General features: G+C 54.2%; 25 protein-coding genes and 1 pseudogene. 13 read left to right on the forward strand and 13 right to left on the reverse strand.

Annotation, left to right across the window (positions count from 1 at the left end):
- Nucleotides 1-193 precede the first annotated feature (193 nt).
- The 6 genes from rpsO to mtr all read left to right on the forward strand — a co-directional run bounded on the left by rpsO (nt 194) and on the right by mtr (nt 7,335).
- Entirely contained in the window at nt 194-463 is a 270-nt protein-coding gene (gene rpsO, locus FDW97_RS03205; protein WP_000059465.1) for a 30S ribosomal protein S15, read from the forward strand.
- 246 nt (nt 464-709) lie between these two features.
- Nucleotides 710-2,845, forward strand: coding sequence for a polyribonucleotide nucleotidyltransferase (gene pnp, locus FDW97_RS03210; RefSeq protein ID WP_137350637.1), 2,136 nt, complete (start codon nt 710-712; stop codon nt 2,843-2,845).
- 109 nt (nt 2,846-2,954) lie between these two features.
- Nucleotides 2,955-3,839 carry a lipoprotein NlpI gene (gene nlpI / locus FDW97_RS03215; RefSeq protein WP_038634184.1) on the forward strand — a complete coding sequence of 295 codons (885 nt, stop codon included), beginning with the start codon at nt 2,955-2,957 and terminating at the stop codon, nt 3,837-3,839.
- A gap of 106 nt (nt 3,840-3,945) precedes the next feature.
- Nucleotides 3,946-4,026: a protein YrbN gene (yrbN, locus tag FDW97_RS03220; protein WP_010723222.1), complete on the forward strand. Its 81-nt coding sequence runs from the start codon at nt 3,946-3,948 to the stop codon at nt 4,024-4,026.
- Entirely contained in the window at nt 4,019-5,944 is a 1,926-nt protein-coding gene (deaD, locus tag FDW97_RS03225) for an ATP-dependent RNA helicase DeaD (protein ID WP_137350638.1), read from the forward strand. Before yrbN ends, deaD begins: the two co-directional genes overlap by 8 nt.
- Nucleotides 5,945-6,090: 146 nt before the next feature.
- Nucleotides 6,091-7,335: a tryptophan permease gene (mtr, locus tag FDW97_RS03230; RefSeq protein ID WP_038634179.1), complete on the forward strand. Its 1,245-nt coding sequence runs from the start codon at nt 6,091-6,093 to the stop codon at nt 7,333-7,335.
- An 88-nt stretch (nt 7,336-7,423) separates the two neighbouring features.
- On the opposite strand, the gene FDW97_RS03235 is transcribed toward mtr, so the two are convergent.
- The 3 genes from FDW97_RS03235 to FDW97_RS03245 all read right to left on the reverse strand — a co-directional run bounded on the left by FDW97_RS03235 (nt 7,424) and on the right by FDW97_RS03245 (nt 10,501).
- Nucleotides 7,424-8,431 carry a luciferase-like monooxygenase gene (locus FDW97_RS03235; RefSeq protein ID WP_087856886.1) on the reverse strand — a complete coding sequence of 336 codons (1,008 nt, stop codon included), beginning with the start codon at nt 8,429-8,431 and terminating at the stop codon, nt 7,424-7,426.
- Between the two features lie 187 nt (nt 8,432-8,618).
- Nucleotides 8,619-9,515, reverse strand: a complete 897-nt coding sequence (locus tag FDW97_RS03240; RefSeq protein ID WP_038634173.1) for a U32 family peptidase — start codon at nt 9,513-9,515, stop codon at nt 8,619-8,621.
- Nucleotides 9,506-10,501, reverse strand: a complete 996-nt coding sequence (locus FDW97_RS03245; protein ID WP_006687898.1) for a peptidase U32 family protein — start codon at nt 10,499-10,501, stop codon at nt 9,506-9,508. The genes FDW97_RS03240 and FDW97_RS03245 overlap by 10 nt, the downstream gene beginning before the upstream one ends.
- A gap of 220 nt (nt 10,502-10,721) precedes the next feature.
- On the opposite strand from FDW97_RS03245, the gene FDW97_RS03250 reads away from it, so the two are divergent.
- Together FDW97_RS03250 and FDW97_RS03255 are read left to right on the forward strand one after the other, a co-directional pair.
- Nucleotides 10,722-11,246: an SCP2 domain-containing protein gene (locus FDW97_RS03250; RefSeq protein WP_038634172.1), complete on the forward strand. Its 525-nt coding sequence runs from the start codon at nt 10,722-10,724 to the stop codon at nt 11,244-11,246.
- Nucleotides 11,240-11,743 carry a GNAT family N-acetyltransferase gene (locus tag FDW97_RS03255; RefSeq protein WP_003024966.1) on the forward strand — a complete coding sequence of 168 codons (504 nt, stop codon included), beginning with the start codon at nt 11,240-11,242 and terminating at the stop codon, nt 11,741-11,743. Before FDW97_RS03250 ends, FDW97_RS03255 begins: the two co-directional genes overlap by 7 nt.
- On the opposite strand, the gene FDW97_RS03260 is transcribed toward FDW97_RS03255, so the two are convergent.
- Nucleotides 11,730-12,029, reverse strand: coding sequence for a GIY-YIG nuclease family protein (locus tag FDW97_RS03260; RefSeq protein WP_038634168.1), 300 nt, complete (start codon nt 12,027-12,029; stop codon nt 11,730-11,732). The genes FDW97_RS03255 and FDW97_RS03260 overlap by 14 nt on opposite strands.
- Before the next feature lie 52 nt (nt 12,030-12,081).
- Here FDW97_RS03260 and FDW97_RS03265 point away from each other — a divergent pair, with 52 nt between their 5' ends.
- Nucleotides 12,082-12,525 (forward strand): YhbP family protein, encoded by a 444-nt coding sequence (locus FDW97_RS03265; RefSeq protein ID WP_087856883.1) that lies wholly within the window; start codon nt 12,082-12,084, stop codon nt 12,523-12,525.
- Here the strand turns inward: FDW97_RS03265 and FDW97_RS03270 are convergent.
- On the reverse strand, nt 12,505-13,023 hold the full coding sequence (locus FDW97_RS03270; RefSeq protein WP_038634164.1) for a type 1 glutamine amidotransferase domain-containing protein: 519 nt from the start codon (nt 13,021-13,023) through the stop codon (nt 12,505-12,507). The two genes, FDW97_RS03265 and FDW97_RS03270, sit on opposite strands and share 21 nt — an antisense overlap.
- A gap of 128 nt (nt 13,024-13,151) precedes the next feature.
- On the opposite strand from FDW97_RS03270, the gene FDW97_RS03275 reads away from it, so the two are divergent.
- Nucleotides 13,152-13,787: an NAD(P)H-binding protein gene (locus FDW97_RS03275; RefSeq protein ID WP_137350639.1), complete on the forward strand. Its 636-nt coding sequence runs from the start codon at nt 13,152-13,154 to the stop codon at nt 13,785-13,787.
- 93 nt (nt 13,788-13,880) lie between these two features.
- On the opposite strand, the gene dolP is transcribed toward FDW97_RS03275, so the two are convergent.
- From dolP to FDW97_RS03295, 4 genes are read right to left on the reverse strand one after another with little or no spacing between them, the layout of a single operon-like run.
- Nucleotides 13,881-14,456 (reverse strand): division/outer membrane stress-associated lipid-binding lipoprotein, encoded by a 576-nt coding sequence (gene dolP / locus FDW97_RS03280; RefSeq protein ID WP_003024954.1) that lies wholly within the window; start codon nt 14,454-14,456, stop codon nt 13,881-13,883.
- A gap of 9 nt (nt 14,457-14,465) precedes the next feature.
- The gene (gene diaA, locus FDW97_RS03285; protein WP_003024948.1) at nt 14,466-15,056 is read right to left on the reverse strand and encodes a DnaA initiator-associating protein DiaA; all 591 of its coding nucleotides are present in this window, start codon (nt 15,054-15,056) and stop codon (nt 14,466-14,468) included.
- 34 nt (nt 15,057-15,090) lie between these two features.
- Nucleotides 15,091-15,486 (reverse strand): YraN family protein, encoded by a 396-nt coding sequence (locus FDW97_RS03290; protein ID WP_087856882.1) that lies wholly within the window; start codon nt 15,484-15,486, stop codon nt 15,091-15,093.
- Complete coding sequence (locus FDW97_RS03295; protein ID WP_085048664.1) at nt 15,444-17,495, reverse strand: penicillin-binding protein activator; 2,052 nt, start codon at nt 17,493-17,495, stop codon at nt 15,444-15,446. Before FDW97_RS03295 ends, FDW97_RS03290 begins: the two co-directional genes overlap by 43 nt.
- A 63-nt stretch (nt 17,496-17,558) precedes the next feature.
- Here FDW97_RS03295 and rsmI point away from each other — a divergent pair, with 63 nt between their 5' ends.
- The 3 genes and pseudogenes from rsmI (at nt 17,559) to FDW97_RS23760 (ending at nt 18,769) form a co-directional block, all read left to right on the forward strand.
- A complete protein-coding gene (rsmI, locus tag FDW97_RS03300) occupies nt 17,559-18,422 on the forward strand; it encodes a 16S rRNA (cytidine(1402)-2'-O)-methyltransferase (RefSeq protein ID WP_038634156.1) in 864 nt (287 codons plus the stop codon).
- Between the two features lie 2 nt (nt 18,423-18,424).
- Nucleotides 18,425-18,646: pseudogene (locus FDW97_RS23755) on the forward strand (Fic family protein); the annotation flags it as partial.
- The gene (locus tag FDW97_RS23760) at nt 18,626-18,769 is read left to right on the forward strand and encodes an HTH domain-containing protein (RefSeq protein WP_233593225.1); all 144 of its coding nucleotides are present in this window, start codon (nt 18,626-18,628) and stop codon (nt 18,767-18,769) included. The pseudogene FDW97_RS23755 and the gene FDW97_RS23760, both read left to right, overlap by 21 nt.
- A gap of 182 nt (nt 18,770-18,951) precedes the next feature.
- Here the strand turns inward: FDW97_RS23760 and kbaY are convergent, their stop codons facing one another.
- The 4 genes from kbaY to agaF form a co-directional block, all read right to left on the reverse strand.
- Nucleotides 18,952-19,827 carry a tagatose-bisphosphate aldolase subunit KbaY gene (gene kbaY / locus FDW97_RS03310; protein ID WP_069324381.1) on the reverse strand — a complete coding sequence of 292 codons (876 nt, stop codon included), beginning with the start codon at nt 19,825-19,827 and terminating at the stop codon, nt 18,952-18,954.
- A gap of 12 nt (nt 19,828-19,839) precedes the next feature.
- A complete protein-coding gene (locus tag FDW97_RS03315) occupies nt 19,840-20,994 on the reverse strand; it encodes an AgaS family sugar isomerase (protein WP_137350640.1) in 1,155 nt (384 codons plus the stop codon).
- A gap of 300 nt (nt 20,995-21,294) precedes the next feature.
- A complete protein-coding gene (gene nagA / locus FDW97_RS03320; RefSeq protein WP_137350641.1) occupies nt 21,295-22,428 on the reverse strand; it encodes an N-acetylglucosamine-6-phosphate deacetylase in 1,134 nt (377 codons plus the stop codon).
- The gene (gene agaF / locus FDW97_RS03325) at nt 22,425-22,859 is read right to left on the reverse strand and encodes a PTS galactosamine/N-acetylgalactosamine transporter subunit IIA (RefSeq protein WP_038634146.1); all 435 of its coding nucleotides are present in this window, start codon (nt 22,857-22,859) and stop codon (nt 22,425-22,427) included. Before agaF ends, nagA begins: the two co-directional genes overlap by 4 nt.

Here is a 22,859-nt window from a genome sequence, read left to right on the forward strand (position 1 = left end):
TGGCGTATACACAAAATCATTCGAGCTGCATCAAGGCGGCAAGTCTAAGAATCCTCAGGAGCTTACTTAGATAAGTGACTGAGGTGAGCGGACGCAGCCAACGCAGAGTCAGTTTGAAGGATAAAGTGTATACACTGGGATAGCTGAATTAGAGATCGGCATCCTTTCATTCTTAACACTTTGGAGTTTTAAAATGTCTCTAAGTACTGAAGCTACCGCTAAAATCGTTTCTGAGTTTGGTCGTGATGCAAACGACACCGGTTCTACCGATGTTCAGGTTGCTCTGTTGACTGCACAGATTAACCACCTGCAGGGCCACTTTGCAGAGCACAAAAAAGATCACCACAGCCGTCGTGGTCTGCTGCGCATGGTTTCTCAGCGTCGTAAACTGCTCGACTACCTGAAACGTAAAGATGTTGCACGCTACACCGCGCTGATCGAGCGTCTGGGTCTGCGTCGCTAATTCTTTCGAGTTTCAGAAAGAGGGGGCCTTCATGGCCCCTTTTTTCCAGCAGATGGCAGCAATTCGCTGGAAACTAATGTATTGTTGCTATGAATGATCTTCCGTTGCAGAGGTTCGCGCGGCTAATGAGAGGCTTTACTCATGCGTATGGGTTAGGGTTGTCATTAGTCGCGAGGATGCGCAGAAGATCGGGTATTAACGATGGCGCAAAAATGTGCCGTCAAAAAATAGAGAAAGGATATTATTTTGCTTAATCCGATCGTTCGTAAATTCCAGTACGGTCAGCATACCGTTACGCTGGAAACCGGCATGATGGCGCGTCAGGCGACTGCCGCTGTTATGGTTAGCATGGATGACACTGCGGTATTCGTTACCGTTGTCGGCCAGAAAAAAGCGAAACCAGGCCAGGACTTTTTCCCACTGACCGTTAACTATCAGGAGCGTACCTACGCTGCTGGCCGTATCCCGGGTAGCTTCTTCCGTCGTGAAGGCCGTCCGAGCGAAGGTGAAACCCTGATCGCGCGTCTGATTGACCGCCCGGTTCGCCCGCTGTTCCCGGAAGGGTTCGTTAACGAAGTTCAGGTTATCGCGACCGTTGTGTCCGTTAACCCGCAGGTTAACCCGGATATCGTGGCAATGATTGGCGCATCCGCTGCGCTGACGCTGTCTGGCATCCCATTCAACGGCCCGATCGGTGCTGCGCGTGTTGGTTATATCAATGACCAGTACGTACTGAACCCGACTCAGGACGAACTGAAAGAAAGCAAGCTGGATCTGGTTGTTGCCGGTACCGAAGGTGCCGTACTGATGGTTGAATCCGAAGCTGAACTGCTGAGCGAAGACCAGATGCTGGGCGCTGTAGTATTCGGTCACGAACAGCAGCAGGTTGTTATTCAGGCGATCAATGAGCTGGCGAAAGAAGCCGGCAAACCGCGTTGGGACTGGCAGCCAGAAGCCGTCAACGAAGCACTGAACGCGCGCGTTGCCGCACTGGCAGAAGCTCGCCTGAGCGATGCTTACCGTATCACCGACAAACAAGAGCGTTACGCTCAGGTTGACGTGATCAAATCTGAAACCATCACTCAGCTTACGGCAGAAGATGAAACCCTGGACGCCAACGAACTGGGCGAAATCCTGCACGCCATTGAGAAAAACGTTGTTCGTAGCCGCGTACTGGCAGGCGAGCCGCGTATCGATGGCCGTGAAAAAGACATGATCCGTGGTCTGGACGTGCGTACTGGCGTTCTGCCGCGTACCCACGGCTCCGCGCTGTTCACCCGTGGCGAAACTCAGGCGCTGGTCACTGCGACCCTGGGCACCACCCGTGATGCGCAGAACCTCGACGAACTGATGGGCGAGCGTACTGACAACTTCCTGTTCCACTACAACTTCCCTCCGTACTGCGTAGGTGAAACCGGTATGGTCGGTTCTCCGAAGCGTCGTGAAATTGGTCACGGTCGCCTGGCGAAGCGTGGCGTGCTGGCAGTGATGCCGGAACTGGATAAATTCCCGTACACCGTGCGTGTGGTTTCTGAAATCACCGAATCTAACGGTTCTTCTTCCATGGCTTCCGTATGTGGCGCTTCCCTGGCGCTGATGGACGCAGGCGTGCCGATCAAAGCGGCCGTTGCGGGTATCGCGATGGGTCTGGTGAAAGAAGGCGACAACTATGTTGTTCTGTCTGACATCCTGGGCGACGAAGATCACCTGGGCGATATGGACTTCAAAGTAGCGGGTTCCCGCGACGGTATCTCTGCACTGCAGATGGATATCAAAATTGAAGGTATCACCAAAGAGATCATGCAGGTTGCTCTGAACCAGGCTAAAGGTGCGCGTCTGCACATCCTGGGCGTGATGGAACAGGCGATTAACGCGCCGCGTGGCGATATCTCTGAATTCGCGCCACGTATCCACACCATCAAGATCAGCCCGGACAAGATTAAAGACGTTATCGGTAAAGGCGGTTCTGTTATCCGCGCCCTGACCGAAGAAACTGGCACTACTATCGAAATCGAAGATGACGGTACTGTGAAGATCGCAGCGACCGACGGCGAGAAAGCGAAATATGCTATCCGTCGTATCGAAGAGATCACCGCAGAGATCGAAGTAGGTCGTATCTACACGGGTAAAGTGACCCGTATCGTTGACTTTGGCGCATTCGTTGCCATCGGTGGCGGTAAAGAAGGTCTGGTACACATTTCTCAGATCGCTGACAAGCGCGTTGAGAAAGTGACCGATTACCTGCAGATGGGCCAGGAAGTACCGGTTAAAGTTCTGGAAGTTGATCGCCAGGGCCGTGTACGTCTGAGCATTAAAGAAGCAACTGAGCAGTCTCAGCCTGCAGGCGAACCGGAAGCTCCGGTAAGCCAACAGGGCGAGTAAGGTTGCCATTGCCCTCCGTGAGAACGGAGGGCCTTTAACCCGGCAGGACGCCTTGTTAGCAACCGGGGAACCTGGACGTTCATTCAATCGTTGTCTTCGGGAGTGGGAAATGAAGCCTTTTTTGCGCTGGTGTTTCGTTGCGACAGCACTCACGCTGGCTGGATGTAGTAATTCCGCCTGGCGTAAGAGTGAAGTCCTCGCAGTACCATTGCAACCGACTTTGCAGCAGGAAGTGATTCTGGCACGTATGGAACAAATTCTTGCCAGTCGGGCTTTAACCGATGACGAACGCGCACAGCTTTTATATGAGCGCGGAGTGTTGTATGATAGTCTCGGTCTGAGGGCACTGGCGCGAAATGATTTTTCACAAGCGCTGGCAATCCGACCAGATATGCCTGAAGTATTCAATTACTTAGGTATATATTTAACGCAGGCAGGCAATTTTGATGCTGCCTATGAAGCGTTTGATTCTGTACTTGAGCTTGATCCAACTTACAACTACGCGTACTTAAATCGCGGTATCGCATTGTATTACGGCGGTCGCGATAAGTTAGCGCAAGATGATCTGCTGGCGTTTTATCAAGACGATCCCAATGATCCTTTCCGCAGTCTGTGGCTTTATCTTGCCGAGCAGAAGCTCGATGAGAAGCAGGCTAAAGAAGCGTTAAACCAACGCTTCGAGAAATCGGATAAAGAGCAATGGGGATGGAACATTGTCGAGTTCTACCTGGGCAACATTAGCGAAGCAACGCTGATGGAACGCCTGAAGGCGGACGCAACGGATAACACCTCGCTCGCTGAGCATCTCAGTGAAACCAACTTCTATTTAGGTAAGTACTACCTAAGTCTGGGGGATTTGGACAACGCTACGGCATTGTTCAAACTGGCGGTGGCTAACAACGTTCATAACTTTGTTGAGCACCGATACGCATTGTTGGAATTATCGCTCCTGGGCCAGGACCAAGATGACCTGGCAGAATCGGACCAGCAATAGCTGACGTACACATCAGCCCGTAATCTTTTTTGATTGCCATCACCTTCACGGGTGAGGGCGTTGTTGTTCGTTAATACACCTACTTTGAGCCGGTTCACACTTTTCAATGAAAATTGCAGATCAATTTCATGATGAGTTATGTAGACTGGCCGCCATTAATTTTGAGGCACACGTACTACATGGCTGAATTCGAAACCACTTTTGCAGATCTGGGCCTGAAGGCTCCTATCCTTGAAGCCCTTAACGATCTGGGTTACGAAAAACCATCTCCAATCCAGGCAGAGTGCATTCCGCATCTGCTGGGCGGTCGCGATGTTCTGGGTATGGCCCAGACCGGTAGCGGCAAAACGGCAGCGTTCTCTTTACCGCTGCTCAACAATCTTGATCCTGAGCTGAAGGCACCTCAGATTCTGGTGCTGGCACCGACCCGCGAACTGGCGGTTCAGGTTGCAGAAGCCATGACGGATTTCTCTAAACACATGCGCGGCGTGAACGTGGTTGCCCTGTACGGCGGCCAGCGTTATGACGTGCAATTACGTGCCCTGCGTCAGGGACCACAGATCGTCGTCGGTACGCCGGGTCGTCTGCTGGATCACCTGAAGCGCGGTACTCTGGACCTCTCCAAACTGAGCGGTCTGGTACTGGACGAAGCTGATGAAATGCTGCGTATGGGCTTCATCGAAGACGTTGAAACCATTATGGCGCAGATCCCGGAAGGTCATCAGACCGCTCTGTTCTCTGCCACCATGCCGGAAGCGATTCGTCGTATTACCCGCCGCTTTATGAAAGAGCCGCAGGAAGTACGCATACAGTCCAGCGTCACTACCCGTCCTGACATCAGCCAGAGCTACTGGACTGTGTGGGGCATGCGTAAAAATGAAGCGCTGGTGCGTTTCCTGGAAGCAGAAGATTTTGATGCGGCGATTATCTTCGTCCGTACCAAAAATGCGACTCTGGAAGTGGCAGAAGCGCTGGAGCGTAGCGGTTATAGCAGCGCTGCGCTGAACGGCGACATGAACCAGTCTCTGCGTGAGCAGACTCTGGAGCGTCTGAAAGATGGCCGTCTGGATATTCTGATTGCAACCGACGTTGCGGCCCGTGGCCTGGACGTTGAACGTATCAGCCTGGTCGTTAACTACGATATCCCGATGGACTCCGAATCTTACGTTCACCGTATCGGCCGTACCGGTCGTGCGGGTCGTGCTGGCCGTGCGCTGCTGTTCGTTGAGAACCGCGAGCGTCGTCTGCTGCGTAACATCGAACGCACCATGAAACTGACTATTCCAGAAGTAGAACTGCCGAACGCAGAGCTGCTGGGCAAACGCCGTCTGGAAAAATTCGCCGCGAAAGTACAGCAGCAGCTGGAAAGCAGCGATCTGGATCAGTACCGTGCTCTGCTGGCGCAGATTCAGCCTACCGCTGAAGGCGAAGAGCTGGACATGGAAACCCTGGCAGCCGCACTGCTGAAAATGGCTCAGGGCGAACGTAGCCTGATCGTACCACCAGATGCACCGATGCGTCCTAAGCGTGAATTCCGCGACCGTGACGATCGTGGTCCGCGTGACCGCAACGATCGTGGCCCGCGTGGCGACCGTGAAGACCGTCCGCGTCGTGAACGTCGTGACGTTGGCGATATGCAGCTGTACCGCATTGAAGTGGGTCGTGATGACGGTGTTGAAGTCCGCCATATCGTTGGCGCGATTGCTAACGAAGGTGATATCAGCAGCCGTTACATCGGTAACATCAAGCTGTTTGCTTCCCACTCGACCATCGAACTGCCGAAAGGTATGCCGGGCGACGTGCTGCAGCACTTTACCCGTACCCGCATCCTGAACAAGCCGATGAACATGCAGCTGGTTGGCGATGCAGTACCGCATACCGGTGGTGAGCGTCGTGGCGGTGGCCGTTTCAGCGGCGAGCGTCGTGAAGGCGGTCGCGGTGAAGGCCGTGGTTTTGGCGGTGAGCGTCGTGAAGGCGGTCGTGGTGATGGTCGTCGTTTCAGCGGCGAACGTCGTGAAGGTGGTCGTGGCCCGCGCCGTGACGATTCTTCTGCTCCGCGTCGTGATGACTCAGTCGGTCGTCGTCGTTTCGGCGGTGACGCATAAGCCAAAACGGCTTAAAAGCGTAAAATAAAGTATACAGCCCCGATCTCAACAATCGGGGCTTTTTTTATTTCAATTGTACTCGTGTACTGGTACAGTGCAGCACATTGATAAGTAGTCACAATATAAATGACTGGAGAGATGGCTAAATGGCAACACTAACCACCACCCAAACGTCACCTTCGTTGCTTGGCGGCGTGGTGATCATCGGCGGCACCATTATTGGCGCGGGGATGTTCTCTCTGCCGGTGGTCATGTCCGGGGCGTGGTTCTTCTGGTCAATGGCGGCGCTGATCTTCACCTGGTTCTGCATGCTGCACTCCGGGCTGATGATCCTTGAAGCCAACCTCAATTACCGGATTGGTTCCAGCTTCGACACCATTACCAAAGATCTGTTGGGCAAAGGCTGGAACGTTGTTAACGGTATCTCCATCGCCTTTGTGCTCTACATTCTGACCTACGCCTATATTTCGGCAAGCGGCTCGATTCTGCATCACACCTTTGCCGAGATGTCGCTGAACGTTCCGGCGCGCGCGGCAGGTCTTGGCTTTGCGCTGCTGGTCGCGTTTGTGGTGTGGTTAAGCACCAAAGCGGTTAGCCGCATGACGGCGATTGTGCTGGGCGCGAAGGTGATTACCTTTTTCCTGACCTTCGGCAGCCTGCTGGGACACGTGCAGCCCGCAACGCTGTTTAACGTGGCGCAGAGCAACGCTTCATATACGCCGTACCTGCTGATGACGCTGCCATTCTGTCTGGCTTCATTTGGTTATCACGGCAACGTCCCAAGCCTGATGAAGTATTACGGCAAGGATCCGAAGACCATCGTTAAGTGCCTGGTATACGGCACGTTGCTGGCGCTGGTGCTGTATACCGTATGGTTGCTGGGAACGATGGGTAATATTCCGCGTCCGGAATTTATTGGTATTGCGCAGCAGGGTGGGAACATTGATGTGCTGGTGCAGGCGTTGAGCGGTGTGCTGAACAGCCGTAGTCTGGATCTGCTGTTGGTGGTGTTCTCCAACTTTGCGGTCGCCAGTTCCTTCCTCGGCGTGACGCTGGGCCTGTTTGATTATCTGGCTGATTTATTTGGTTTTGATGACTCAGCAATGGGGCGTTTTAAAACCGCATTGCTGACGTTTGTGCCGCCAATTGTCGGTGGCCTGCTGTGGCCGAACGGTTTTCTGTACGCCATTGGCTATGCAGGTTTAGCTGCAACTATCTGGGCTGCCATTGTGCCAGCGCTGTTGGCACGTAAATCTCGCGAACGTTTCGGCAGCCCGAAATTCCGCGTCTGGGGCGGTAAACCGATGATTGCCCTGATTCTGGTCTTCGGCGTCGGCAACGCGGTTATCCATGTTCTGTCGAGCGTTAACCTGCTGCCGGTGTACCAGTAGAACAATTGCCCGGTGGCGCTACGCTTACCGGGCCTACAGAGATTGCGTAGGCCGGATAAGGCGCAGCCGCCATCCGGCACAAATAGCACTATCCCAACAATTCCTGCTTCACATCCATCGCCAAATCAAAGGAGTGGAGCCGCGCCTGGTGATCAAAAATCTGGCCGTTAACCATAATTTCATCAGCCTGGGTTTCACGCAAAATAGCCTCCAGCCCGTGCCGCACTTTCGCCTTATCACCGACGAGTGACATGCGTAGCGCCTGCTGCACGCCATACTGTTCAGAAGCGGACCACAGTTGATGCATATTCTCTACCGGCGGCGGTAGCTGGCCGGTTTCGCCACGACGCAGTTTCATAAACGCCTGTTGCATTGAGGTGAAAAGAAATTCGGCATCGCGATTGCTGTCGGCGGCAATAATGTTGATGCACACCATCGCATACGGCTTTGCCAGCCGCGCCGAAGGCGTGAATTGGCTACGATACAGATGCAGCGCCTGATGCAGCATATCCGGAGCAAAGTGCGAGGCGAAGGCAAACGGCAGGCCAAGCTGCGCCGCCAACTGTGCGCTATACAAGCTGGAACCTAATAACCAGACCGGGATCTGCTCGCCGTAGCCAGGCACCGGGCGTACATGGGGGTTCGGGTCGTGGGCGTCGAACCACTCCACCAGTTCTGCTACGTCGCGTGGGAAGTTATCGATATCGCCACTCATATGGCGGCGCAGCGCGCGCATCGTTGGCTGATCGCTCCCCGGTGCGCGGCCAAGCCCGAGATCGATGCGTCCCGGATACAGCGTGTTCAGGGTACCGAACTGCTCGGCGATCACCAGCGGCGAATGGTTGGGCAGCATCACGCCGCCAGAACCCAGATGCAGCGTGGTGGTATTGGCAGCCAGATAACCAATCAGCACAGAGGTTGCGGCGCTGGCGATGCCGGTCATGTTGTGATGTTCTGCCAGCCAGTAGCGGTGATAGCCGCGCTTTTCAGCCAGCCGTGCGAGATCAAGCGAGTGCGTAAAGGCTTCTTTTGCCGAAGATCCTTCAGGGATCGGTGCCAGATCCAGCACCGAGAACGGAATAGTTTTATCAGTCATAACGGCTCACTTTGTTACCGGTTAATCATTTAATACTGCATTAAAATTTGATTAACGTTGTTAACAAAGTGAGCTTTATGAGACTGATGGCAAAAACAATGCCCGATGGCGCTGCGCTTATCGGGCCTACGGAATCGCGATTTGTAGGCCGGATAAGGCATCTATGCCGCTATCCGGCGAGGTTTTATCAGGATTGCAGTTCCAGCCCAGCCAGACGTTTCCAGTAACCGTTACAGTCGCTATGGGCGGCAAGCGGTAATGGGGCTGTGCCGTTTTCATTGGCGCGGAAGGCATCCAGCATGGCGAATGTTTCCGTGCCTGAAGGGGACAGACGCACAATATCTACCAGTCCCTGCATGGATGTCAGCTCGTTGCCGAGGTTATAAACATAGCCGCTCATGGTCTGGATCCCGTTGAGAACAAAGACCTGCTGATTCTCCTGCGACAGCACATCTCGCCCGTTCGGGTATTTGATGCAGCAGGTTTCACACTCGTCTTTTGGCCGATCTTCGGAACGCGCCGTAAAGCAGCGGGCAGAGTACGCCAGCGGCAGATGGCCGTAGCTCAGCACTTCTACTTCAAACTTATCGCGGATAGCTAACTCTTCACACTGGTTGAGCAGATTGATCAGCCAGTCGCGAGATAATTCTACCGGCATACACCAGCGCACCATCCCTTGTTTGAGCAGCAAACGTAGCGTCACCGCGTTGTAGCAGTTGAGCGCATGTCCGGCGACAAACGGCAGCTTACGTTCCGCGCACATGTTTACCACGCCCAGATCGCTGGCTTCCAGCAGGAAGTCGCCGTTTTCGACGTAGCGCTTCAGCTCTCCCAGCTCAGAGGATGCCTGTACCAGCGCTAGCGTTGACAGCACCACCTGTTTACCGCTGCCGGCGAGCGACTTCGCCATATCAATCCAGTCGCCGACTTTAGTGGCGCGACGTTTGCTGCATACCGCTTCGCCAAGATAGATAATGTCGGCCTGGCTGGCGGCGGCCTGCTGATAAAAATCTTCCAGCGTTTCTTTTGGCCAGTACCACAGCACCGGCCCTAAGGAATATTTCATTGCTTCTCTCACTGCCATTTACGGTGATACGCGCCAAGCGTGGTCTGCGTGCCTTCGGACATGGAACCGAGCGTTTCCATCCATGCCGCCTGTGGCGCATAGTTCTGTGGGTCGGCGATACAGCGATCGATCGCCTGACGCCACACTTTCGCCACCTGGCTGACGTAGGCCGGGCTACGCTGGCGTCCCTCGATTTTTACCGAGGCAATATTGGCCGCCAGCAGCTCCGGCAGCAGCTCCAGCGTGTTCAGGCTGGTGGGTTCTTCCAGCGCATGATAGCGCTCGCCGTCAACCAAATAGCGGCCTTTACACAGTGTCGGATAACCGGCATTTTCTCCGTCCTGATAGCGGTCAATCAGCACTTCATTCAGACGCGATTCCAGACCTTGTTGGGTCTGCTGCCAGCGAACAAAACGCGCGGGAGAGCAAGCGCCAACCGTGTTAGGCGATTCACCCGTCAGGTAGGATGAAAGATAACACCGCCCTTCCGCCATAATGCACAGACTGCCAAAGGCGAACACTTCAAGTGGAACGGGCGTGACGCGAGCGAGCTGTTTCACCTGATGGATAGACAACACGCGCGGCAGCACCACGCGCGCGACATCAAAGTTGCGATGATAAAAATTAATCGCCTCTTCGTTGGTAGCAGATGCCTGAACAGAGACATGGCGCTCAATATGCGGGTAGCGCTCTGCGGCATACTCAAGCATGGCGAGGTCGGCGAGGATTAGCGCATCCGCACCCAGTTGCGCCGCCATATCTACGGCCCGCTGCCAGCGCGCATAACCATCCGGATGCGCAAAGGTGTTAATCGCGATGTGCAGCTTACGGCGGTGTTGATGGACAAAACTCACCGCTTCCTGCAATTTTTTCTCGGTAAAATTAAGGCCGGCGAAATGACGGGCGTTGGTATCATCTTTCAGCCCGATGTAGACAGCATCAGCGCCGTTCTCGATGGCCGCCTTAAGCGCCGGGAGATTTCCGGCAGGGCAGAGCAGCTCCATAATTTATCCTGAACGTAGCGCCGTGAAGGGCGCAGAAATGTTAACGAAGAGGGATTTTAGTTAACCTTGCTGAGACAATTTTTGATTTGAGGCAGTTAAAGTCGTATTGGTGACAGCAATAAAGAGGTAACAATTTCGCATCGAATTGTTGATTTATGCCGCTATGTCGTTTATTGGATATGGCAAAATAGCAGGACTATTGAAACAGGGAGTAAAGCTCGTGTTGGATAAACTGCGTTCACGCTTAGTACATTTTGGTCCTTCTCTGATGAGTGTACCGGTTAAACTGACGCCCTTTGCGCTGAAGCGCCAGGTCCTGGAGCAGGTTCTGAGCTGGCAGTTTAGCCAGGCGCTGGCTGATGGAGAGCTGGAGTTCCTCGAAGGCCGCTGGCTGAGTATTCATGTGCGTGATATTGGCCTCCAATGGTATACCTCTGTTGAGAACGATAAACTTATCGTCAGCCAGAGTGCCGATGCGGATGTGAGTTTTAGCGCTGACGCCAGCGATTTACTGATGATTGCTGCACGTAAGCAGGATCCGGATACGCTTTTCTTCCAGCGTCGCCTGGTGATTGAAGGTGACACAGAATTAGGGCTATACGTAAAAAATCTGATGGACGCCATCGAACTGGATCAGATGCCTAAAGCGTTGCGCGTCATGCTGATGCAGTTGGCGGATTTTGTTGAGGCGGGAATGAAAACGACGCCAGACACCAAACAGACTTCGGTAGGTGAGCCATGCTGATTCGAGTTGAGATTCCCATCGATGCCCCCGGTATTGATGCGTTGCTGCGTCGTTCATTTGAGAGCGATGCGGAAGCGAAATTAGTGCACGACCTGCGTGAAGATGGTTTCTTAACGCTGGGTTTGGTTGCGACAGATGACGAAGGTCAGGTAGTGGGTTACGTCGCGTTCAGTCCTGTCGATGTTCAGGGTGAAGATCTGCAATGGGTCGGCATGGCGCCGCTCGCAGTGGATGAAAACTACCGTGGTCAGGGCCTGGCGCGTCAACTGGTCTATGAAGGACTCGACTCCCTGAACGAGTTTGGCTACGCCGCGGTGGTTACGCTGGGCGATCCGGCACTGTACAGCCGCTTTGGCTTTGAGCTGGCTGCGCATCATGACCTGCGTTGCCGCTGGCCGGGCACCGAAAGCGCGTTCCAGGTTCATCGCCTGGCGGACGATGCGCTGGAGGGCGTGACGGGCCTGGTGGAATACCACGACCACTTCAATCGTTTTTAACATCCGGGGTTTGCAGGCTGCTCAGCAGAGCCTCAAGCCCTCCGCCCTCTACAAGGCGCTCTTTCTGACGCTTTGTGAGCTGTTTGACGCGATACTCGATGCGCAGAGCCAGCGAACGGTCGCCGACCTGCGCCGCAAATGCCAGGGTGAGTTCTCCCTTTCCACGTAGCGCCTTCGCGCCTTTCCCGCTCTGATGTTGCTTATATCGACGCTCCACATCGGTGGTTATTCCGGTGTATAAAGCGTTGTCCGCGGTACGGATCAGATACAGATACCAGGGTGTCATTGTCACCATCGACGTGATAATTTTCAGGCCTACAGTATAAAAGAGAACAGAAATGGAAACACTGACTGCGGTGACCCGCTGGCTGGCAAAACAGCACGTCGTAACCTGGTGTGTACACCAGGATGGTGAATTGTGGTGCGCCAATGCGTTTTACCTGTTTGATGCGCAAAAGGTGGTGTTCTATGTGCTGACCGAAGAGAAAACGCGTCATGCTCAGATGTCCGGGCCACGTGCGCCTGTTGCCGGTACGGTAAACGGCCAGCCCAAAACGGTAGCCCTGATTCGCGGCGTACAGTTTAAAGGGGAAATCCGCCGTCTTGAGGGGGAGGAGAGCGACGTTGCGCGTAAAGCGTATAATCGCCGCTTCCCGGTGGCCAGAATGCTGTCCGCACCCGTGTGGGAAATTCGGCTGGATGAAGTCAAATTTACGGACAACACGCTGGGCTTTGGCAAAAAAATGCTCTGGCTACGAGACTCACGCCCCGAGAATACGTAATGCCTCACGGTTAAACGCTGGCAGGTCATCCGGTGTTCGGCTGGTTATCAGCTGATCGTTATCATTCACCATTTCCTGATCGTAAAATTCGGCGCCCGCATTTTTTACGTCAATGATGATAGGTTTCACGGCGGTAAGTTTACGGCCACGAATGACATCCGCGCTGATCAGCAACTGTGGACCGTGGCAAATAGCAAACACCGGTTTGCCGCTGTTAACGAAATCCCGGGTAAAGGTCACGAAACGATCGTCCCCGCGCAGGTAGTCCGGCGAGTGACCGCCTGGCAGTAGCAGGGCGTCAAAATCGGCAGGGCGCACATCCTCGATCGCTTTGTCGATGGTGACACTGGCTTCTCCTTTTTTTCCCTTCACCGTTTTGCCTGCCTGTTTTTCAATGGTGATGACTTCATGCCCGGCCTGGCGAAATTCTGCTGCTGGTGATGTAAATTCTGAATCTTCAAACTCATCAGTGATTAAAACGGCAATCTTCTTGCTCATGTTTCCTCCGTTGAGTTGCTTGCGAATGAGGCAGAATTTCCATGTTGGCGGATAATTACCTCACGAACTATTAAGTCTGGTCGCTAAGGCTGAGAGTGCAAGACGGACAAATCTGTAAAGGAGCGAGGATGAGTCAGGTGTTAATAACAGGCGTAACGGGGCTGGTAGGCGGAAATTTGCTGCGTATGCTGCTTAATGAACCCCAGGTCAACGCCATTACGGCGCCGACGCGTCGACCGCTGGCTGATACGGTTGGCGTTTATAATCCCCATGATCCGCAGCTAACTGATGCTCTGGCGCAAGTCACCGATCCGGTCGATATCGTTTTTTGTTGTCTGGGAACCACCCGGCGTGAAGCCGGCTCGAAAGAGGCGTTTATCCACGCTGACTATACGCTGGTGGTGGACACCGCCCTGACGGGACGCCGGTTAGGCGCCCAGCATATGCTGGTGGTGAGTTCGATGGGCGCGAATGCGAATTCACCGTTTTTTTATAACCGGGTGAAAGGGGAAATGGAGCAGGCGTTAATCGCGCAGAAATGGCCGCGCCTGACGATTGTCCGACCTTCGATGCTACTGGGGGAACGGGATAAACAGCGGACGAATGAGAAGTTTTTAGCGCCGTTGTTCAGCCTGCTGCCGGGTAACTGGAAGTCGATTGAAGCGCGTGATGTTGCACGGGCAATGCTGGCAGAAGCGCTGGCGCCAGGAGATGAGGGCGTTACGATCCTGACCTCCTCCGAGCTACGCGAAAGGGCAAAATAAAATGCCGGGTGGCGCTGACGTTTATCCGACCTACAAACGATGACGTCCTGTAGGCCGGATAAGACGCTTATGCGTCGCTATCCGGCATCGGTATTACTTAATAAACGTAAAGGCCGTCGTGACACGTTTCACGCCGCTTACCCGGCTGGCGATATCCGCCGCCGCCTTCGCTTCACGTTCAGTAACCAGGCCCAGCAGGAACACTTCCCCGTTCTCGGTGGTGACTTTCACGTTAGAGGATTTCACCTGATCGCTGGTCAGCAACTGGGAACGTACTTTGGTGGTGATCCAGGTATCGTTGGACGCATCGCCCAGACCGATTGGCTGGCCCTGACGGATCTCATTAAAGACCTCAGTGGTACCTTCTACGCCCATTGCAATCTGTTTGGCCCGCGCAGACAGCTCGCTATTTGGTGACTGACCGACCAGCAGAACCTTGCCCTGATACGCGCTAACGTTGATACGCGCTTCTTTCTTGATCTGGGCATCTTTCGACAACGCCGTATTGACGCGTAATTCCAGGGTTCCGTCGTCTACCTGAGTGCCGACACTACGCGGATCCGTCGCGGCTTTAGTCCCGACGGCTGCGGTTCCGACAACGGCGGCAGCTACACAGCCTTGCAGCAGCAGTGCAGCGATAATCACAGCAAGCGGCGAAAATGCCTTCATGTGTACTCCTTAATCATCCTGGTGAGGAAAAAGCGTGTTATCGATGAGATCGCAAAGGCAGTTGACCGTCAGCATATGCATTTCCTGAACGCGGGCGCTGTGGTGTGAAGGAATGCGGATTTCAACATCCTGCGGCCCCAGCAACCCGGCCAGCTCCCCTCCGTCATACCCGGTCAGCGCGACGATTGTCATGTCGCGGGTCACGGCGGCTTCAACGGCTTTCACGATATCGCGGCTATTACCACGCGTAGAGATTGCCAGCAGAACATCACCTGCATGTCCCAGCGCACGGACTTGTTTTGCATAAACTTCGTCGTGCAGGCGATCGTTGGCAATCGCAGTTAAGACCACATTATCAGTATTTAGTGCAATAGCAGGTAAACTTGGCCGTTCCGTTTCAAAACGATTGATCATGCTGGCAGCAAAATGCTGTGCGTTGGCAGCGGACGTCCCATTACCACAACAGAGAATTTTGTTGCCATTGAGCAGGGACTGAACCAGCGTCATGGCTGCACGGGAGATCGCATCCGGGAGCGCTTCAGCCGCAGCTATCTGAGTTTGAATGCTTTCTGTAAAGCAGACTTTAATTCTATCTAACACGCTAATCCTTAAGAACCAGGCTCTGAATCTTCAACTATGAGCGGTCGTTGAACGCGTCTTTAAACCACTCAACATCATTTCCGGTGAAGGCTAACACATCGAACCGGCAATCCACAGTATCAAAACTCCCATTGTGGCGCGCAAGCCACAAGCGGGCGGTCTGTAATAATTTGTGTTGTTTGCTCCGGGTCACACTCGCCGCCGCGCCGCCAAACTGGGCTGAACGCCGGTAGCGAACTTCAACAAATACGGTGGTGTTGCCTTCACGCATTATCAGGTCGATTTCGCCGCCACGTTCACGCACGTTGGCGGCGATGAAATGCAGTCCCTTGCTGTGCAGCCAGTCACGCGCAACAGCTTCCCACGCGTCACCGGTCTGTTTGTTCGTTAACTGGCGGGGACGACCTGTCCTTGCTGGTATTTGAGCCATGATAACTTCCTGTTAATCACACAATCCTGATTTGCGGTTAATGCGCCAGTGTTGCCGTTAATTTCGAAGCCCTGCACCTGACGCATTTGCGAGAAGTGGTTGGCAAGCGACCAGGCATCGACACCCATCGCGTACATACGCGCCAGCGAGTAGTCGTTACGCACCGCGCCAAGCGCCTGCTGCATGAGAGGCATGTTAGCGCCTGCCAGCATTGGGATTTCGCTGTACTGCAAGCCTTCCATTTCCAGACGGAAGTCCGGGCCAGCGGTTCCCTGCGCGCTACGGGAGCTGGCATACAGCGTTGCTCCGCTCTGGCTGCCGTTACGCATGGCGATCATCGGTTTAATAAAGGCGATTTCTTCCGGCGTCGCCAGAATATACACGGCGTCAACACGGCCACTGCCCCCGGTGATTTGCGCATCGGTGGGCGCTGCCGGAATCGTCAGACCGCCAATCGTCACGCCAGGCTGCGCAGGTACGGAAGAGGCTACCGGGCTGCCCGTCAGGGAAATACCAGCGCCGCCGTTGACACCCATTTTCAGCTCAGCCGTGGAGCCGAACTTCTGCTGCAGCACGACGCCGCCGCCCAGTTTTTGCCATTCCTGCGCAAAAGCATTAGCCACGCGATCGCCTAACGAACTGCGTGGGATCAACAGCAGCGGCGTCTGTTTGCCTTGATCGCGGATGTGGCGTGCGGCATCGCGCGCTTCATCTTCTGGCGACAGGGCAAAGTAACAAACATTCGCCAGATTCTGTACGGACTCAGGCTGGTTAAGCGCCAGGACGTTTAATGGCGTATTGCTTTTCATCAGCTCTTCAACATTATTCTTCAACAGCGGGCCTACCACGATGCTGGCGCCATCCTGCTGAACCTGGGCCAGGATCTGGTTCAGCGGCTGCGATGAGGTGTCGTAGATTTTCAACTCAGCGGACGGATTTGCCGGCGCGCTGGCGATAGTTGGTTGTGCTGGCGCCGTTGGCTGTGGGGCTGTAGCTTCTGGCTGCGCAGGCGTCTCGTTGGTCAGATCGCTTACTGACGCCTGAGAAGGGCTGGCAACACCGTCAGTCGTTTGCGGCTGATCCGTGGTCGTCACAGCAGAGGCATCCGCAGCAGGCGCGGCGGTAACAGGAGCGGCTACCGGCTGAGTGCCCATGTTTTTCGCGGCTTCAAAGCCTTGCTGAATAGTACGACCAAATACAGCGGCCTGACCGTTCAGCGGCAGCAGCAGGGCAATCTTGCTGGTGGAAGCTGGCTTAAAGCTCTGCACGTTAACCAACTGCGTTGGCAGCAGTTTTGCTCCCGGGTTTTGCGGGTAACGTTTTTGCCAGTCGGCAATACCGGCTTTCATCATGTCCGGGTCGTTACGGTTATCGAACCAGACGCGCTGGAGGTCCAGCCAGCCTTGCAGTACGTTTTCATCCGCATTGATGACCAGCGTCTGCGCTTGTTCCTGGGTCATGGACGACAGCGCCTGCCAGGTTGCATCGATGTTTTTCTGTTTAGCGTTCGCGGCAAGCAGTGGTTCCTGGGCGATCAGGGCGCGCAGCAGCGACAGCGACGGGCGACCCTGATTGGCGTCGATTTGCGCCTGCCAGTAACGCGCCTGCTGGTTTTGGTCGAAATCGGCGGGCGTGAGTTTATCCAGCAGGGCCTGGGCTCCCGCGACATCTTTCTGCGCGAGCTTGATCTCGACGGCCAGCAGTGACTGCTCACGACGCTGGGCATCGTTTAGCTTCTGCGGTAACTGGTTGAACAATTCGATAGCCTGCTGGCTCTTACCTTCTTTCAGCAGTGCACGAATGGCGAGTAATTGCCAGTTGGTCTTGCTATCATCTGAGCTTTGCTGCATCTGTTGCAGATAAAAGCCGGAATCAGCCTGCGCAGTGCCCTGCATATGGGCTGCACTCTGGTCTGGCGCCTGGGTGCCACAGCCTGCGAAAATCAATGCTGCCAGAATGACTGGTAGCGCGCGCGCGGCTTTCAAACGAGAAAATGTTGAGGGTACCATACTGTATCCAGTGATATTTTTTTACGCAATGCTCAATATTAAATCGGCAATACGGACGACACAATGAAACAACACGAATCGGCGGATAATTCTCAAGGCCAACTCTTTATTGTACCTACTCCTATCGGAAATTTGGCTGATATTACCCAACGAGCGCTCGAAGTTTTACAAGCCGTTGATTTAATTGCCGCTGAAGACACCCGTCATACAGGATTATTGTTACAACACTTCGCGATTAACGCCCGTTTGTTTGCCTTACACGATCACAATGAGCAACAAAAAGCCGAGACGCTGGTGGCAAAGCTCAAAGAAGGGCAAAACATCGCGCTGGTTTCTGATGCCGGAACGCCGCTGATTAACGATCCGGGCTACCATCTGGTGCGCACCTGTCGTGAAGCAGGTATCCGCGTGGTGCCGCTGCCTGGCCCGTGTGCGGCGATTGCCGCGCTGAGCGCTGCCGGTCTGCCGTCTGACCGTTTTTGCTATGAGGGTTTTCTGCCTGCCAAATCGAAAGGCCGCCGCGATGCGATGAAAGCCATTGAGGCAGAACCGCGTACGCTTATTTTTTATGAATCCACTCACCGTTTACTGGATAGTCTGGAAGATATGGTCGCCGTCTGGGGCGAATCCCGTTATGTGGTGCTGGCGCGCGAACTGACCAAAACCTGGGAAACCATACACGGCGCGCCGGTCGGCGAACTACTGGCGTGGGTCAAGGAAGATGAAAACCGTCGTAAGGGCGAAATGGTGCTGATTGTCGAAGGGCATAAAGCGCAGGAAGATGACCTCCCGGCTGATGCGCTGCGTACGCTGGCGTTGTTACAAAAAGAGCTGCCGCTGAAGAAAGCGGCGGCGCTGGCAGCGGAAATTCACGGCGTGAAAAAGAATGCGCTGTATAAGTACGCGCTGGACCAGCAGGGGGAGTAAGAGTGAGCACCTACCAACCACCTTTCGTCGTCACTCCATTGATCCTTAATCAAGTCATTGAAATTGGTGAGTTGATGGGGCATTGGGCCGCGATGGCTGGTAGGGCATCTCCTCTTTTGCGCAAAGAAAATCGTATTCGCACCATTCAGGCCTCTTTAGCGATTGAGCATAATTCATTGACTACAGAACAAGTCACCGCGCTGATGGAAGGAAAACGTATTCTACAAATCTTGTCGAACCAGCCGGGCAGATCTGCCAAAAGTATCGCTGAAGAGTGTGAAATCTCAGCTCGCACCGTAGAGCGGTATCTGAAAGCGTTGCAGCTAAAGCATTGTGCTTCGCTTTAGCTGCTATCAGTAGCAAGATCTCTTAAGCATTCAGGATGTCCTTCTACCCTGGCGTATGCCGCGAATCACACGATGAGCAGCCGTTTTTAACATGTCATGATGGCGTGCATCCTTCTTATTATTCGAACAATGAGCGCTACCTGACAACACGCAGATAGCACTCGCGCAGAATATAATGATGGTCACGATAATTCGCAGGTAGCCATCAATTTGTTTGCTGAACCACAGACATTAATTTTACTCCGCACCACTTCTTTCATCGCATCCATACCGACCCGCATGTAATAGCGGGGATCGTTGCCCTGCGGATTTTCTGCAAACCATGCTTTGACCGCGTCGGCAAAGGCGATTTTCAGTTCGGTGGCCACGTTAACTTTGCATATTCCCAGCTCGATTGTGCGGCGGACGTAGTCGTCAGGAACATCGCTTGCGCCATGCAGCACCAACGGAATATCCACCACTTCACGGATTTCCCCTAAACGCTGGAAATCGATTTTGGGCGTTTTAGTGTACAAACCGTGTGCCGTGCCGATGGCAACAGCCAGGCTGTCGACGCCGGTACGTTCGACAAACCGTTTCGCTTCCTGCGGGTCGGTCAGGAAGGCGCTTTCGGCATCCACGCTCATATCATCTTCAACGCCGCCGAGGCGGCCCAGCTCAGCTTCCACGCTGCAATCTTTGGCATGGCAAAAGTCCACAACGGATTTCACCAGCTTGACGTTTTCTTCAAACGGGAAGTGGCTGCCATCAATCATGGCGCTGCGCACCCCGGCATTCACCTTACGACGGATATCGTCCAGCGATTCATGGTGATCCAGGTGCAGCGCCAGCGGCATGCCGTAGCTGGTGGAATAAGCGCTGCACAGCGCATAAATCTCTTCCAGCGCGATATGTTTAAACGTACCCGGCGTTCCGGCAAGGATCACCGGCGATTGCATTTCATAGCACACTTCCAGGATCGCCTGGATCGTTTCGGCGTTATGGATGTTAAAGGCCGGTACGGCATAGCCTTTTTTTTGCGCATCCTGCAGGAGGTATTTTGTAGAAATAATGCTCATAAAACGATCCTTTTAGGCGTTCCAGGGATGAATAACAACGCCCTGTACGACGCGGTTCACGGTACCGCTGGCAGAAGGCGTATCTGGCGTATTACCGATACTGATTGACTGTGTCAGGGCGAAGACCTGCGCATACATCAGGAAGCAGAACGCCAGTTCCATATCAATGAAGGTGCGGGCAGGCGGCAGCAGGATATGCGGGCCGGCTTCAATCACGTCATCGGTTTGTGCGGCAATCGCGACTATCCGCAGCGCCTGCCGATCGCGGCGTAACTCAGCTAACAGATCAAGATCGTATTGGCGTGTATAGGGGTGGCTGGAAACAAAGACCACTACCAGCGTTTCGTTATCAACCAGCGATTTTGGCCCATGACGAAAACCGGTCGGCGAATCATAGAATGCCGCCAGTTTACCCGCTGTCAGTTCCAGGACTTTCAGTGCCGATTCACGCGCGGCTCCCTGTAACCCACCGCTACCGAGGTAGACGATCCGTTTCCATGGGGCGTTGCCGAATACGCCGTCGCTGAAATCACCCAGTGAAGTCAGGATCGTCTGGCAACGATCGGCTACGTCGCGGAAGGTCTGGCTGTTGATTTTTTGCGGGGCGAATACCGCCAGGCAACTGGCCATCATGGTGGTAATACTGCTGGTCATGGCGAAGCCACGGTCGTGCGTTTCAGCAGGCATTAACAGTGCAAAGGCATTGTCGCTTGCGAGGGCGTTTTGATACAGGCTACCTGCTTCGTTACAGGTAATTGGCAGGTGATAGCACTCAGGTACAAACTGATTAGCCAGTTCCACAGCCGCAACGCTTTCGGGGCTGTTACCTGAGCGAGCGAAAGAAACCAGCAGCAACGGATGTGCGGGATTCAGATAATCCATCGGATTGGTGACCAGATCGGTGGTCGGCACGGCGCTGATGTTTTTTCCGGTTTGGCTTGCCAGCCACGGAGCAATAATGTCGCCGATAAATGCGGAAGTACCCGCCCCGGTCAGTACGATCCGCAGATCGTTTTTGCGCAACAATGGCGCGAGAAAGCTATCAATGGCGGATCGAATATTATCGATATTAGCGAGAGAGCGGATCCAACTAGCGGGTTGCTGACGGATCTCTTCTTCTGTCCAGGTGCCCGTCGACGCGTGAGCAGGGGTGTAGGTTTCTGGCATAACTTAAGTCCTTAGTCTCGTAAATTCCACATAAGACGCTGGCAAAATGTCGCTATCTTTCGTTTCGTTTCACTTGTTCATATGATCGATTGATTAAAATCTATATGAAAGAAAGTGAAAGTTCAATGATGCAAAATGAAATAAAACGAAATTTGTGATCGTGAGAACGAAGACTGTAATTATCTTGTTGATCTTTAAAGAATCGCTTGCAGATTGTGCGGATCAAAATTTTATAAGCGAAAGGAAAAGAAAGGCCCGGCGATCAAAGACCGCAGGCCAATACGAGACAAAATGAAAGGTCTAAAGGGGGAGAGCCTGACCCTGAATCCAGATCTGCTGCAAATGCAGGCCGCTATTGAGGGCGATAATGTCGGCATTTTTGCCCACCGCTAACGATCCGCGTTGGCGCTCGATTCCCAACAGGCGAGCGGGATGGAGCGAAGCCATGTGGATCGCCTCTTCAGAGGTAATCCCGGTGAACTCGACCATATTACGTACGGCTGCATCAACCGAGAGCGTGCTGCCCGCCAGGCCACCGGAAGCGGTACGCACAATACCGCTGCGCATTTCCACCTCCTCACCGCAGAGCGTATAGCGCCCGTCCGGCATACCAGCAGCCTGCATCGCATCGGTGATCAGCACCAGTCTGTCTTTTGCGCAACAGCAGCACAGCTTCATGGCCGCCGGGTGGACATGGTGTCCGTCAGCGATAAGCTCCAGCCAGGCGCGAGAGTCGGTTAACCCTGCGCCAACCATTCCGGGCTCCCGGTGGTGTAAACCGGTCATACCGTTATAGCAGTGAACCAGCCCATCAGCCCCGACATCAAAGGCGGCGCGGGTTTGCTCCCAGGTGGCTGCGCTGTGGCCCAGCATCACCCGTACGTTGCGCTGCTTCAGATGTTTGATAGCCTGCAATGCGCCGGTTTTTTCTGGCGCCAGCGCAACGACGCGCAATGTTTGTTGGGAAATCGCAATTAGTTCATCCAGTTCCCTGAGCTCCAGTTCCCTGAAGAGCTCAGGCGGATGCGCCCCTTTGTTCTGTGGCGTAAAGTACGGACCTTCAAGATAACTCCCCAGTACCTGCGCGCCAGGCCCGCCGGAATAGTAGCGGTGGGCAATACGTTTCAATGCGCGGTGAATATCGGGTAATGGGGCGGTGACGGTGGTGGGTAGCCAACTGGCTACCCCTTCGCGCGCTTTGTGCATTGCCAGCTTGTCGAGCGTATCCGGCGCATCATCCATGACATCGACACCTGCACCTCCGTGCACATGGGTATCGATATATGCAGGGCACAACAGCTCAGCATCGCGCACCATCACGCCTGAGACGATAGGCTCAATGGCGCTAATGGTGCCATCCTCAATACGCACCTGATGATCGTCCAGCCAGCCTTGTTCCGTGAGCAGACGCTTGGCGCGTAGCACCTGTATCATATCCCTTCCTCGACGGGTTTTTCCTCGCGACAGCGTCCCAGCTCGTCCACCAGGCTGGTCAACCCCCGATGTCCGCATTCCAGCGCCTGCAAACGAAACGCTTCGCTGCTCAGGCCGTCGCGTTCCAGTACCATTTCCAGCAGCAGTTGCAGATTGGTGCCGGTGATCACTTCAGTACCTTGCCTTTGCATGGCCAGTGTGGAAGCGACGCGAAATGGTGTTCCGCCCAACAAGTCAGTCAGAAACACGATGTCTTGCTGAGCATCCAGTTCACTCACTGCCTGTTCAAGTTGCGAGGTGAGTAAGGCTGTGGTTGAGGTTTCCGGAAAGTCGATGGCGATGAACTGAGTCTGTTCACCTAAAATCTGTTTCATCGCTTTTTCCATTCCGCTGGCAAACCCGCCATGGCCCGTCAAAATAATACCTAACAT

Origin of the sequence: Citrobacter sp. wls708 (genome assembly GCF_005281255.1) — a bacterium.
Classification (GTDB): domain Bacteria; phylum Pseudomonadota; class Gammaproteobacteria; order Enterobacterales; family Enterobacteriaceae; genus Citrobacter; species Citrobacter werkmanii.